Below are 13,484 nucleotides of genomic sequence, written 5' to 3'. Positions count from 1 at the left end.
GCCCGCGGGCCCTTGCTGGGGTGTAGCCAAGCGGTAAGGCACCGGTTTTTGGTATCGGCATGCGCTGGTTCGAATCCAGCCACCCCAGCCAACTTGATCTCCTGATGCCTATGAAGCATAAGAGTGCACGAAATGGCCGTTTTTCGTGCACCCCCGAGTCAAGAGATTTTTCAGAACCCGCGAATTTTCTTTAAAAATCCATTTAAGTCAGATGCTTGTGACTCTATTGGATCAGATTCCAATGAAAATCGGGATTCTGTCATGTGGAGACCTGAATCGGAGCTCGGCTCCTGCCACGTTCTCTTGAAGGAGCGGAAACCAAGAGCGTACCTCTTCGATGCCCCGCTGCAAGACCGAATGAGCAAGGCAGCAGCGTTTCGTCTGGTGAGAAAACTGCTCAGGGCCAAGGGACCGCCCCGCGCGTGATGGTAACCGACAAGCTGCGTTCCTATTCGGCCGCGAAGGCAGAGCCGATGCCGGGCGTCGAACATCGCTCGAACAAGGGATTGAACAACCTGACTGAGAATTCGCATCTGCCACTACGGAGCCGAGAGCGGCGAATGATGCGCTTCAAGTCGGCGCGACAATGTCAACGCTTCGTCTCAACTCACGTCCAGATCGCCAATCTGTTTCTTCTTCACCGCAAAGAGTTGACCGCAACCGAACACCGCCAGCTTCGCGCACACGCCATCTCGACCTGGCGGGAAATTGTCTTGCCGATCCATGCGTGAAATGCAGGCCGAAGGGACTGTCACGTCTCAAGTTCGGTTAAGGCGACGCCACCAGCAATACAAGGGGCAGATTAACCGTCTGAAGTCTCTGAAGCGAGCCATGTATGGCCGTGCCGGTCCAGATTTGATGAGAGCGAGAATGCTGCCCTTGAATCAGCGCACACTTGCTCTCTGCGTGGGATGCAGACAAAAGCGAAACGGTCACGCGTGCGTCCGTCGGCCATCGGCCTACCAGTGGAAAAGCATCCGCCGAAATAAAAAAAACGGGCGGACCGGTCTCCCCGCCCGCCCGGTCGGGGAGGACAGCTTATGCCGCCCGGATACTATGGCCCATGGCCCCGTCATAATTGATCAGGGCGGGGCCGCCATCGTGCCGGTTGGTCGTCGCATCCACGACCCGGCCGATCATGATGGTGTGCGAACCCGCGACATGATTGGCCTCGCTGGCGCAGACGATCGAATAGAGCGCGCTGGCAAGAACCGGTGCGCCCAACCGATGACTGTTCCAGGTTTCGTCAAACCGCGCGGCGCCCTGCAGGCCCCGTTGGCCCGCAAAAAGCATCGCGATTTCCTGCTGGCCGGCGCCGAGAATATTGACGCTGAAATAGCTGCTGCCAGTCAGTTTCCGATGCGCCGAGGTCGAGCGGTTGATGCAGACCAGCACCATCGGCGGATCCGCCGATACCGAGGAAAAGGCCGAAACGGTGAGGCCGCGACGCTCCTCGTCTTCGCCGGCCGCGACCAGGCAGACGCCGGATGCGAAGCGGCGCATGGCCCGGCGGAAGACATCGGCGTCGACGGCCGGCTGGCCTTCGAAGGTTTCGATATGCGCGCGGATACGCCCCTGATCATCAATCCAGCCATGCTTTGCGGCAAAGCGCATCATTTCCGAAAAACCCGCTTCCCATTCAGCCTGACCCGCCAGAGGGGAAAGCGCCCGGATCGCATCCGGGCGCACCCAGATATGGGCGCCGTCGACATCGAGATCGGCAACGGGCGCGACCGCTGCCTTGAGGTCGGCCGTCAGCCGCGTTTCCAGGGCGACGGCGAAACGCTTGAAATCGCCCGGATCTTCCAGTCGCGGAAGTGCGCCGGTGGAAAGAATGATCCGCATCGGTTCACTCCGCCGCTTCCCTGTAGGGCCCGGCCCCGACTTCCTTCTGGATTGCGGGGATGATCTTCTCGCCCCACAGGTCCATCTGCTTCAACATGGTTTTCTGGTCGAAATCGCCAAGTTGCGTCTGGAGCGCAATATGATCCGGCTTCAGGATCTCGATTTCCGCCAACAGGCTGTCGATCACCTGATTGACGCTGCCGACCGGCAAATTAGCGCGCAGATCGTCGATGGTCGGCTCGCCCTCGGTCGGGACTTCCTTCATCAGATACCCGTCGTCGGTCTGCTGACGGCGTTCCTTCAGGCTGAACGAAAGGCGACGCTGGAAGCGGGCGTTTTCGAGATAGGAATCGATCTCGGCGCGATTGTCGCTGGCATAGGCGCAACGCAGGAAGCCGATGCGCGTCCGACTGCCGTCGGAGCCCGAATTGGCGATTGCCTCGTCCAACTGGCCACGCAGGCGATGGACGCCATCCTTGCCGTTCAGAAGCGCGGTCACAAAGAGGTTGTAGCCTTCGCGGAAGGCGCGTTCGCGCAATTTCGGGTTGCCGGTGGTCACCCAGATTGGCGGCATCGGGGACTGAACCGGGCGAACGGCGATCGAGCTCGGGGGAATATCGAGATACTCGCTGTGGTGTTCGAAAATCTTCTGCTTCAACGCCTTGGGAATGACGTCGAGATATTCCTCGAAAATCCTGCCGGAATCCTCGAGGCTGGTTCCGAACCGCTCGAACTCGAACTGCTGGTAGCCGGAGCCGATCCCCAATTCGAGCCGCCCGTTCGAGATCGAGTCGACAAAGCCGACTTCCGCCAGAAAACGCGGCGCGTGATAAAGCGGCAGAATACAGACGGCCGAGCCAAGCCGGATGGTGCTGGTGAGGCCGGCGCAATGCGCAACCATCATCAGCGGCGAGGGCGAGAGCGAATAATTGTTGAAATGATGTTCAGCATACCAGGCGTTTGAAAAGCCGGCCTGCTCGGCCTTGACCGTCTGTTCGACCGAATTGGCGATCACATCATGTGAATTCTGATGGTAGCCGCGCTGCTGCGCGAGAATAAAAGCGCCGAAATCCATGGGTTTCTCCTCCGAAAATAACTTCATCCATCATGTTATTGCATTGCAATTTTCGCGATAATAAGAAAAATTATGAGTTCAGTTTTTCGAATTTTGAAAAGACAATCATGGACAAATTGCGTGCAATGGAATTGTTCGTGGCCACGGCGGAAAGCGGAAGCTTCTCGGCGGCGGGACGGCTCTACGGTCTGTCTCCGGCCAGCGTCTCCCGCCATATCAACGATCTGGAGGGCGACATCGGCGTATCTCTCATCCATAGATCGACCCGCGCGCTGAGCCTCACCGAGTGCGGAGAGGCCTATCTGCTGGATGCCCGGAACATCCTGGCCAGCGTCAAGGCCGCGGATACCGCCGCCTCAGCCCGGCAGGACAAGATCGAGGGTCTTCTTCGCGTTCATTCCAGGACCATGTTCGGCATATCGGTTCTCGCCAGGCTTCAGCCTGCTTTCCATGACCTCTATCCCGATCTCGTTGTGGACCTGCATCTGTCGGAGAGTTCCGTGCGCCTGCGCGAAGACGGGTTTGATCTCGACTTCAGAATTGCGCCTCCCGCGGAAAGCGGACTGGTGAGAAGGCGGCTTTTTCTCAGTCAGCGAATCCTGGTGGCATCCCCCGATTATGTCGAACGTCATCCCGCGGTGACCCGGCCAGAAGACCTTATGGCGCATTGCTGCATGACCTACTGGCTGAGCCATGAACGCGTCTTCTGGCGTTTTCGCCATGCGGATCGCGAACTCGAACTGCCGGTCCCCCGGACATTCAGCAGCAATAACGGTCTCGTCCTTCTGCAGATGGCCAGGCAAGGCAAGGGCATTGCCCTTCTCGACGACTACACCGTCGCCGAGGATCTGGCGTCCGGCGCTCTCGTGCAACTGCTGCCGGATGTCCGGGTGACCAATGCCACGTTTGAGGAAGGCATCTTCGTGACCTATCTGGAAACCCCGTTCCTGCCCGCCAAGCTTCGGCTTTACATCGACTTCGTGGTCGCTCGCTGGAGTGATGCGCTGCGCGCAAAGGATCGGAAGCCGGCGATGGCTTGACCGACCGTTCAGTAGAAGACACAGTGCCGGCGACGGATACTAAGGGGACAGTTTTATGGGTGAACAGGCAAATGCTGGCGAAATGGCGGAGGAAACGCCGAGCCAGCGGGTTCGAGACATACTCGATACGGGTGCCAGGCTGTTTGCCGAAAAAGGCTACGACGCGACCTCCATGCGCGATATCTCCAATGCCGCCGGAGTATCGAAGGCGCTGCTCTATCATCATTTCAGCAGCAAGGACGATATCTATGCGAGAATCGCCTTTTCCGCCACGCAGCACCTGAATGCCTTCGTGAATGCGAGGATTCCGGCCGACGGTACGGCGGCGGAGAAACTGCGCGCTTTCATGGTGTCGGCGGCGAAATTCTTCTCCGAACATCGTTCGGCCTGGATCGCGGCCAGCAATGCCTTCTGGTCCGATCCCGACCAGCGGCTCGCCAACTTGCGGATTGCCCGTCGTCGGCAGTTCGAAAACAGCCTCAGGGATATCATTCGCGAAGGCGTGGCATCCGGCGAATTCAACGATATCGATCCGGCGAGCGCCGGGCGCCTGATTCTGTCGGGCATCAACTGGATGCATCGCTGGTATGACCCGGACAAGGAACTGAGCGCCGAGGAAATCGCCGATCAATATGCCGACATATTGCTTTCCGGCATCGCGAAGAAACAGAAATAACCCGGGCTCGAAAAACCCCGCGGCCGGGGCCGCAGGGGTTGGTTCGAACGGACGCGGAGCGTCAGGCCTATTTGAGTTTGATGTTGTTCTTGTCGATAACCGTGCCCCAGAATGCGACGTCACTGTCGAGTTGCGCCTTCATGGCATCGGCGCCGCCGACTTCGGGGGTCATGCCGGCATTGACCATCTTTTCCTGAAGCCCTTGGTCGCCCATGGCTTTCTGCAAGGCCGCGCTGACCCTGTCGATATCCGCCTGCGGCGTGCCGGCGGGCGCCAGAAGCCCAAACCAGAACGACGAGACCAGCGATGGATAGCCGAGTTCGGTGGTCGTCGGCAGATCGGGGAACTGGGCCATCCGCTCGGGCGTCGAGACGGCCAGAATCTTCACTTCGCCGGCCTCTTCCTGCTTGATCAGCGAGATCGGGGTGGAAAAGTTCAGGTCGTTCTGTCCGCCAAGCAGATCGACAATCGCCGCCGGGTTGTTGCGGTAGGCGACATCGACCATGGGCACGCCGAGTTGATCCTGCAGCACCATGCCGAAGAGATGCGTGACGCTGCCGGGACCGAGCGTTGCATAGCGCAGCGGCTTGCCCGTATCGACGGCATATTCCTTCAGTTCGTCGATCGTGTCGATCTCCAAAGCGGCAGGGACGGTGATTGTAAGCGGACCATTCATCATCGTGCCGACCGGCTCGAAGGAGTCCATGCTGAATGGCAGGTTTTCGCGCAGCATCACATTGAGCGAGACCGGGCCTGTCGCTCCAACCAGATAGGTCAGCCCGTCGGGTTTTGCCGCAGCCGCGTAGCTTGCGCCGACAATGCCGTTGGCGCCGGGCTTGTTGTCGACGACGACAGGCTGGCCGAGTTCAGCCGACATTGAATCCGCGATCTGGCGGACGAGGCCGTCGATCAGTCCGCCGCCGCCATAGGGGACGACCAGGTGGATTGGGTCGCCGGACTGTGCCGACACGCCCGTCGCGGAAAACATGAGAGCCGCCATTCCGGCAGCAGCAAGCACAGTGCGTCTGAAAATTGGTACCATTTCTTCTGGCTCCTCCCAAAGCTGATGCATACGGCGCGTCCGTAGCGGTGCAAGGTTAGGCACTGACCGATCGGCCGGTCAAGGGTAAAAATTTCAAAAACCCCGTTGCAGAACTCATAAGACATGGCTATCTTCCGAGCACCTGACCGGACGGTCAGTCTGCTTGCGGTGGGAGGACACAGTGCAAAGTAAAGACAACGTCATCGTGGAACTCCAGGGCATGGTCGCGCTCGTGACGCTGCGCCGACCGCCTGTGAACGCGCTCAATCGCAACACGAGATACGAAATCATTTCGGTCTTCGACGAGATTTCCCAGCGCGACGACATTCGCGCCGCGGTCCTGACCGGCGCCGGTAAGCATTTCTGCGCCGGCGCAGATTTGACCGATCGTCCGGATCCGGAAAAGCCCGGTGACTTTCTTGAGCACAACCGCGTGACCCGTGAGACGGGCAACGCGATCAGGGAATGCCGCAAGCCCGTGATCGCGGCGGTCAATGGCGCCGCGCTCGGAGCAGGTCTCGGCCTGATGGCCTCCTGCGACATCTATTATGCCTCCGAAGAGGCGGTGTTTGGCATGCCGGAAATCAATGTCGGTCTGGCCGGGGGGGCGTCCATGTTGCATTCGCTCTTCGGCAGGTCGACGACGCGGCGTATGTTCTATACCGGTGTGCGTCTGAGCGCGGCGGAACTCAAGGCGCGCTCTGTTATCGAGGAGGTGACGACGGCGCAGGACCTCGTGCCGACCGCCATGGCGGTGGCGCAGGAAATTGCCGCCAAGGCGCCGCTGGCGATCACCTATGCCAAAGAGGCGGCGAATATGGTCGAGAACATGCCGCAGCGCGATGCCTATCGCCTGGAGCAGAACTACACGATGGCGCTTTCCAAGACGGAGGATGCCCAGGAGGCGCGGCGCGCGTTTCTGGAAAAGCGGCCGCCCGTGTTCAAGGGGCGCTGACATGGACAGTCACAAATTTGCAGCGCAGGGCTTCGACGCCTTGTTCAAGCCCCGCTCGATTGCCGTCATCGGTGCCTCGTCGGACCCGACGAAGACGGGCGGACGACCGGTCTTTCTGCTTCAAAAGCACGGCTATGACGGCGCGATCTATCCCGTCAATCCCAAGGCGGACGCGATACAGGGACTGCCCGCCTTTCCGTCGATCGATGATTTGCCGGCAACGCCGGACCTCATCCTCGTCGCCGTTCCAGGCGCTGCGGCTTTGGAGGTTCTTGAAAAGGCCTCCAGTCGCGGCGTGGGCGCGGCCATCGTTCTCAGCGCCGGCTTTGCCGAAAGCGGGCCGGACGGCCGGCAATTGCAACGCGCCGTCACGGCCCTGGCCGCGCGAACCGGTATGCGCATACTGGGTCCGAACTGCCTGGGGGCGGTGAGCGTCAGGGAGCGCGCGATCGGAACCTTCTCCGTTGCGCTTGAAAAGGCGATGCCGCTCGAAGGTGGGGTTTCCATCGTCTCCCAAAGCGGGAATATCGGCAGCGCGGCGATGCGGATGCTCGGAGATTGCGGGGCGGGAATCGCCCGCTTCGTCGCCACCGGCAACGAAGCGGATATTCAGGCCGGGGATGCGATTGCCTGGCTGGCCGGCGATCCCGATACCAAGGTGATCCTTTGCTGCCTTGAAACCTGTCGCGATGCGAGCCGGCTGACGGCGGCGCTCGCCCTCGCCAGACAGGCGAAAAAGCCGGTGGTCGCCCTGAAGATCGGCACATCGGAAGCGGGGCAGAAGGCGGCGCTCTCGCATACCGGGGGACTGGCCGGAAGCGATCGCGTTTTCGATGCCGTTTTTGCCCGCCACGGCGCCGTCAGGGTCCGCTCGCTGGAAGAACTGGTTCAGGTCGGCGCGGCCATCGAGGCCCTTGGAACACGCAGCTTTGGGGGTGACGCAACGCCATCCGCCGCCGTCATTGCCGCTTCCGGCGGCTTCGGCGTGATGATGGCCGACGCGGCCGCGGCCCACGGCGTGGCAATCAATCCGCTGACCGCGCAAACCCAGGCCCGGATCAACAAGATCCTGCCGCTGGCATCGGCAGTCAATCCCGTCGATGCGACGGCCCAGATGTCGGCCAATCCCGATGTGCTCGAGGCGCTTGTCGACGCGGCGCTCGGCGACTCCGCCAACAATGCGGTCTGCATCATGCTGGCGCTGGGGATGGAAGTTCCCCGCCTGCGATCTGTCTTCATGGATGGGCTCGCCAATGCGGCCAGGCGCCATCCGGACAAGGTGCTCGTGGCCTGCGTGGCGGGGCCGAAGGACGCCATACGGCAACTGAGCGGCCTGGGCATAGCCTGCTTCCCGACGATCGACGCGGCGATGGCCGGCATGGCGGCGCTTGCCAGATTGGAAAAAACGCGGGCGGGCGGCGGGAACGCGGTTGCCGAGGCCATCGAGCGACAGCCTCTCGGTGCGCGCTCCTGGCGCAATGAGGCCACGGCCAAGGCCGCGCTGGGCGCTGCGGGCCTGCCCTTCGCCGCCGAGATCATTGCGACAAACACTGAGGAGGCCGTTCTCGCCGTCGAGAAGATTGGCGGGCCGGTCGCGTTGAAGATCCTGTCGCCGGATATCCAGCACAAGAGCGATATCGGCGGTGTCGAGCTCGACATCTCCGGCGCGCGGGATGTCGCCGCCGCCTTTGATCGCATTATGGCCTCGGCGGCAACGCACGCGCCGCGGGCCGAAATTGACGGCGTCCTTATCTCCCCCATGGCCGGCCGCGGCACGGAGTTGATCCTCGGAACCACGACCGACCCGATTTTCGGCCCCGTGGTAATGGTCGGACTGGGCGGCGTCTTCGCCGAGATCTTTCAGGATACCGCATTGCGGATGGCGCCGGTGACCGAAGAAGAGGCGGGCGAGATGCTGCGCGAGCTCAAGGCGTTTCCGCTTCTCAACGGCGCCCGCGGCCGAGCGCCTGCCGATATCGGCGCGGTGACGGCGGCCATAGCGGCCCTCTCCCGCTTTGCCGCCCGCCACGCTGCCGATGTCGCCGAAATCGATATCAATCCACTGATCGCGCGCCCCGAGGGCCAGGGAGCCATTGCGCTCGATGCGCTGATCATTCCCAGACATGGCGATCCACAGGAGAACGCAGGATGACATCAGTCTCGCCGTTGGAGGCAGGAACGCCCGGCCAGACCGGCGCCTATGCCGCGCAGGCCTATCAGTGGCTGAAGCAAAACCTGAATGATCGGCTGCGCACCGACAGATGCCTGGATCAACCGGCAAGCCTGGAGGAGAAGATCCGGTTCGAGGCGGCTCAGCATCGGGCCGGCCTCGCCGGCATCACCTGGCCGAAGGAATATGGCGGCCATGGGCTGACATTGCGGGAGCATCTCGAAGCCAACCGCGAGATCGGCCGCGCGCCGATGCCGAACGCAATCAATTCGATCGGCAAGGAACTCGCCGGACCGATCATCATGGCCGTCGGCAACGAACGTCAGAAGAGCACCTATCTGCCGGCGATCCTCTCGATGGAGAACATATGGTGCCAGGGCTTCTCGGAGCCGGGCGCCGGATCCGACCTGGCCGCGTTGCGAACCAAGGCAGAGCGGACCGCCGATGGCTGGCGGATCAACGGGCAGAAAATCTGGACCAGCGGCGCTTCGAAGTCCAGTCGCTGCATGCTCCTGGCTCGCACCGGCGCACGCGAAGACAGGCACAAGGGCCTGGTTCTCTTCGCCGTGCCGATGTCCAGCCCCGGCATCACCGTGCGCGAAATCCAGTCGATCGACGGGGACCGCTCGTTTTGCGAGGTCTTTTTCAACGACGTCATCGTCGATGAAGCCGAAATGCTCGGCGCACCGGACGAGGGCTGGGCGGCGGCATCGCGCGTCCTGTCCATCGAACGGGCCACCAACCGCATGTATCGGGCCTGGCGCTTTGAAAGCGAGCTGGACCACCTGATTGCGGCCTGCCGCAGCGACAATGCCGCCTTTGCGATCATGAAGGGCTATCGCCGGGAACTGGCGCAGTGCCGGGTGGAAGTCGAGCTTATCAAGGGGCATGTGGAAACGCTCGTCGACGATCTCCTGGCAGGTCAGCAGATAGGCCCGCGCGGCAGTTTTCCAAAGCTGTACTGGTCCGAATCCCATCAGCGCTTCGCCCAGATCGCCTATGAAATCGTCTCCCGCTTTCCCCCCGGCGCGAACCAGGCGCTGAAGGATCTTCGCGCGCGGATGGAAGGCATCTATCTCAGCAGCCGCGCCGAGACCATCTATGCGGGAACGACTGAAATTCAGCTCGACATTATCGCAAAACGTATTCTGAATCTGAAGAAGGCAGCGTAGGCCATGTTCGATGATCTCGATCCCCAGGAGTTTGAGGACACCGCCAGAACCGTCATCGAGAGCTGCGCCCAGGCGCCATCCGCGGCCGAGCGTGGAAAGCTGCTCGCGGAAGCCGGACTTCTCGGCGTCATCGCACCGGAAGATGTCGGCGGACTGGGGTTGTCCACCAGGTTCGCCGCGCCCATTCTCCGCGCGGCCGGCGAAGGGTGCCTAGCCTATCCGCTGATCGAAACCTTGCTGCTGTCAAAGGCGCTGGCGGATACCGATGCCGAACTTGCGGCACGCATCTGCTCCGGCGAAACCGTTGCCACGATCGCCTGGCTTGGAACCGATGCCGGGGCGGACCTCGGCGGCGCGCCAATGGGCTGCCAGGCAGAGCATGTGCTCATCTTCAGTGCTGATGGAACTGCCGTTCTCGCGCCGATCGCCAATGCGGTTCGAGCGGTCGAGACGCATTCCTTCGACATCGACGTGCCGGAAGCGGAGATCCACGTTTCCGGAGCCTTCAAGGGCGTGGAGCTCGATCTCGCAACCGTTGAAAAACTCCGTTCGGACGCACGGATGCTGCGCGCCGCCTTCATTCACGGCGCGGCGGCCAATTGCCTGAAAATGGCGTCGGACTACGCCCAGGATCGCGAGCAGTTCGGCAAGCTGTTGTCGGCAAACCAAGCGTTGCGCCATCGATTGTCCCGCGATGCCCTTGTCCTCGAGACGATGCGCAATGCGATCATCCGAGCGCAGTCGGTCCGGGACGACGATGTTGAAATGGCGCGCAACGCTGCGTGGCTTTGCTCGGCGCAGAGCGGGCCTGCCATTGCTGAAAGCGCAATTCAGGTCTTTGGCGGGATGGGCTTTACATGGGAAGTACCGTTGCACCGCCATTTGCGCCAGATGCGCGCTCAGGCCCGTTATGGCGGGGCGGCTTTGGAGCTGGACCAACTCGGTGATGCCATCATCGCCGGCACAGCAAATCCCTGGTATGCGGAGATAGCCGATGCAGCCTGACAGAAAATCTCTACTCATTACCGGCGCAGGTCACGGAATCGGCAAGGCGACCGCCCGGCTCATGGCTAAGCGCGGCTGGATCGTGGGCGTGAACGACCTCAAGGAGGAATTCGCAAATGAGGCGGTCGAGGCAATTCTCGCCGCCGGCGGCGAGGCCTTTCCCGTGGTGGAAAATGTCTCGACCCGCGAGGGCGTCGAGGCGGCAATAACAGCCGTGGTGGAAAAGACGGGGCAACTGAATGGTCTGGTGAACAACGCCGCCTGGGTTCGCTATCAGACTATTCCGGATATTGCGCCCGAAACGCTGGATCGCATGCTGCAGATAGGCTTCTCCGGCGTGGTCTGGGGCATACAGGCCGCCGCCCGCGCAATGGCAAACGGCGGCACGATCGTCAATGTCGCCTCCGCCGCGGGTTTTCGCTCGGCGCCGCGGTCGCTGGTCTATAGCGGCATTAAGGCGGGCGTCATGGGGCTCACCAGGGCAGCGGCCGTCGAACTCGGGCCGCAGAACATCCGCGTCAACGCCGTTGCGCCCTCGGCCGTGCCCACTGAAGGTACGGCAAGGCACAGATCCGCCGAACGCGACGCAAAACGCATTTCCGATACGCCGCTGGGCCGCTTGGGGACGGTCGACGATATCGCGCGGGCGATCGGATATCTTCTCGGCCCCGAAAGCGACTTCATCACCGGCCAGGTCCTGTCCGCCGATGGCGGCATCGGCATCGCGATCAACTAAGGCCAGGGAGACGGCTGTGGCGGATTCCACCAACCAGACTCAAAAGCGCCGGGCACTGGTGACCGGCGGCGCCCACGGGATCGGCCGGGCGGTCTGCATGCGTCTCGCGGCCGACGGCTATGCCGTCGCGGTTGCCGATATCGCTTCGGACGAAGCCGCGCGGCTTGCAAGGTTGATGGGGATCGGCCATGTCGCGCTGGCCGTCGACCTTGCCGATCCGCAGGCGGCGGGAGAGCTGCCGGCGAAAGCTGCCGAGGCCCTTGGCGGGCTCGATGTCGTGATCAACAATGCCGGGGTCACGGACAGTTCGGGGCGAACGCTTGTCGACCTTCCTCAGGCGGCAATTGCTCACATGGTCGCCATCAATCTGACCGCCGTCGAGCAGATTGCGAAAGCGGCGGGTGCGATCCTCAAGCCCGGTTCCTGCATTGTGAACCTCGCCTCCGGCGCTGCCTATCGCGCGCTTGCATTGCGCGGTCCCTACAGCGCGACCAAGGCAGGTATTGTCGCGCTGACACGCGCACTGGCCGAAGAGTTCGAACCGCGTGGCATCGCCGTCGCGGCGGTCGCGCCGGGATATACCGCCACTCCGCTGGTGGAAGAGCTTGAACGCACGGCCCGCGTCGATCTGAGCGCGGTCGCCGCTGGCATTCCGCTCGGCCGGCTGGCACGGCCCGAGGATATCGCCTCGGCCGTGGCATTTGCCGCCTCCGCCGAAGGCGGGGGGATAAACGGCCAGACCCTGATCGTCGATGGGGGCGGAATGATGGGGTCGGCTCCGAAAGCCGCGGGCCCCGCAAAGGGCACGAAGACAGAGGGCGCGATAGTCTTGCTGGGCGCGACCGGCGAAATGGACCTCGGCATCGCCGGTGTTGTCGCGCGCGCGCGTCTTGACGCTACCGGCCCGCTTTCGTCCGTGATCGATGCAAGCGCGCTCGCCTGCGATCGTTCGCCGGCGGAAACGCTCGACACGGCCCTTGCAACGGCAAGGGCCTGCGCTGCGGCCCCTGATCGTACCGCTGATTTCAGCCTCGTCTATGTGATCGCGGAAGGGGTGAGCCCCTCCGGCCGGGCCGCCGCCGCGGCGCTTGGAATGCTGTCGCGAACCCTTGCGCTTGAATGGGCGCGCTCGGGTATCCGGGTCAACTCGATCTTGTGGTGCGGCAAACCGCATCGGCGATTGGGGGCCGTGTGCCGGTTCCTGACCGGAGCGGATGCATCCTACATAACCGGACAGACCGTTCATGCCGGAGATACGCTGTAACGGCGGCAATGTCCGTATGAGAGAACTGGCGACCCAGCACACTCACGGGAGGAGATAATGGGCTTCGTGCTTGCAAGACTGGAAGATTTCGTGGCGGGTCTGGTAACCGCCGCGATCGGGATACTCATCATTGTCGAGGCGGCCGGCTATGAGACGGGGAGCCTGCGGGACATGGGCCCGGGCTTCTTCCCCACGGTGCTGGGGGCGATCATGGTGCTGCTCGCGGTCGCGATGATTGTTACCGCCCAGCCGGAAGGAACAAAATGGCGCTTCGATGCCGGGCAGCTTCGCGGCATTCTCTTTCTGGCCGCCGCCTTCATCGCGTTCGCGCTGACGATCGAGCGGGCCGGCATGCTGATCGCGGTAGCGCTTGCGGTGTTCCTTTCCAGCCTGGCCAACAGAAAGACCAGATTGCCGGCATCGCTTCTTCTGGCGGTGATTTCCGCCGTTGCCTGCGCTCTGGTTTTCCGTGTCGGCCTCGGCCTTCAGATCGAGGCTTATTGA

Annotated in this window: 12 protein-coding genes, 1 tRNA gene and 1 pseudogene; 11 read left to right on the top strand and 3 right to left on the bottom strand. The window is 62.2% G+C overall.

Translation table 11 applies throughout. The features are described from left to right. The first annotated feature begins 16 nt into the window (after window positions 1-16). Window positions 17-91, top strand: a tRNA-Gln gene (locus Mame_RS18735). 236 nt (window positions 92-327) lie between these two features. Then, window positions 328-731: pseudogene (locus tag Mame_RS18730) on the top strand (DDE-type integrase/transposase/recombinase); the annotation flags it as partial. 307 nt (window positions 732-1,038) lie between these two features. Here the strand turns inward: Mame_RS18730 and Mame_RS18720 are convergent. Continuing rightward, window positions 1,039-1,845 carry a flavin reductase family protein gene (locus Mame_RS18720; RefSeq protein ID WP_018066664.1) on the bottom strand — a complete coding sequence of 269 codons (807 nt, stop codon included), beginning with the start codon at window positions 1,843-1,845 and terminating at the stop codon, window positions 1,039-1,041. Between the two features lie 4 nt (window positions 1,846-1,849). Continuing rightward, complete coding sequence (locus Mame_RS18715; protein WP_018066665.1) at window positions 1,850-2,920, bottom strand: LLM class flavin-dependent oxidoreductase; 1,071 nt, start codon at window positions 2,918-2,920, stop codon at window positions 1,850-1,852. Window positions 2,921-3,027: 107 nt separating this feature from the next. Here Mame_RS18715 and Mame_RS18710 point away from each other — a divergent pair, with 107 nt between their 5' ends. Beyond that, a complete protein-coding gene (locus Mame_RS18710) occupies window positions 3,028-3,960 on the top strand; it encodes a LysR family transcriptional regulator (protein WP_026173802.1) in 933 nt (310 codons plus the stop codon). 55 nt (window positions 3,961-4,015) lie between these two features. Next, on the top strand, window positions 4,016-4,636 hold the full coding sequence (locus Mame_RS18705; RefSeq protein ID WP_018066667.1) for a TetR/AcrR family transcriptional regulator: 621 nt from the start codon (window positions 4,016-4,018) through the stop codon (window positions 4,634-4,636). Between the two features lie 67 nt (window positions 4,637-4,703). On the opposite strand, the gene Mame_RS18700 is transcribed toward Mame_RS18705, so the two are convergent. Further along, window positions 4,704-5,678: a Bug family tripartite tricarboxylate transporter substrate binding protein gene (locus tag Mame_RS18700; RefSeq protein WP_026173803.1), complete on the bottom strand. Its 975-nt coding sequence runs from the start codon at window positions 5,676-5,678 to the stop codon at window positions 4,704-4,706. A 181-nt stretch (window positions 5,679-5,859) separates the two neighbouring features. On the opposite strand from Mame_RS18700, the gene Mame_RS18695 reads away from it, so the two are divergent. The 7 genes from Mame_RS18695 to Mame_RS18665 are packed head-to-tail and all read left to right on the top strand — an operon-like array spanning window position 5,860 to window position 13,484. Next, window positions 5,860-6,633, top strand: coding sequence for an enoyl-CoA hydratase/isomerase family protein (locus tag Mame_RS18695; RefSeq protein WP_033410869.1), 774 nt, complete (start codon window positions 5,860-5,862; stop codon window positions 6,631-6,633). 1 nt (window position 6,634) lies between these two features. Next, on the top strand, window positions 6,635-8,785 hold the full coding sequence (locus tag Mame_RS18690) for an acetate--CoA ligase family protein (RefSeq protein ID WP_018066670.1): 2,151 nt from the start codon (window positions 6,635-6,637) through the stop codon (window positions 8,783-8,785). Beyond that, window positions 8,782-9,975 (top strand): acyl-CoA dehydrogenase family protein, encoded by a 1,194-nt coding sequence (locus Mame_RS18685; RefSeq protein ID WP_079920930.1) that lies wholly within the window; start codon window positions 8,782-8,784, stop codon window positions 9,973-9,975. Before Mame_RS18690 ends, Mame_RS18685 begins: the two co-directional genes overlap by 4 nt. A gap of 3 nt (window positions 9,976-9,978) precedes the next feature. Continuing rightward, window positions 9,979-10,980 (top strand): acyl-CoA dehydrogenase family protein, encoded by a 1,002-nt coding sequence (locus Mame_RS18680; RefSeq protein WP_018066672.1) that lies wholly within the window; start codon window positions 9,979-9,981, stop codon window positions 10,978-10,980. Further along, window positions 10,970-11,716, top strand: a complete 747-nt coding sequence (locus tag Mame_RS18675) for an SDR family NAD(P)-dependent oxidoreductase (RefSeq protein ID WP_018066673.1) — start codon at window positions 10,970-10,972, stop codon at window positions 11,714-11,716. Before Mame_RS18680 ends, Mame_RS18675 begins: the two co-directional genes overlap by 11 nt. A gap of 16 nt (window positions 11,717-11,732) precedes the next feature. After that, entirely contained in the window at window positions 11,733-12,980 is a 1,248-nt protein-coding gene (locus tag Mame_RS18670; protein ID WP_018066674.1) for an SDR family oxidoreductase, read from the top strand. Window positions 12,981-13,037: 57 nt separating this feature from the next. Next, the gene (locus tag Mame_RS18665) at window positions 13,038-13,484 is read left to right on the top strand and encodes a tripartite tricarboxylate transporter TctB family protein (RefSeq protein WP_018066675.1); all 447 of its coding nucleotides are present in this window, start codon (window positions 13,038-13,040) and stop codon (window positions 13,482-13,484) included.

Origin of the sequence: Martelella mediterranea DSM 17316 (assembly GCF_002043005.1) — a bacterium.
In the GTDB taxonomy this organism is placed as follows: domain Bacteria; phylum Pseudomonadota; class Alphaproteobacteria; order Rhizobiales; family Rhizobiaceae; genus Martelella; species Martelella mediterranea.
Note: the sequence above shows the minus strand (reverse complement) of the source record. Positions and strands in the feature narration are given on the sequence as shown.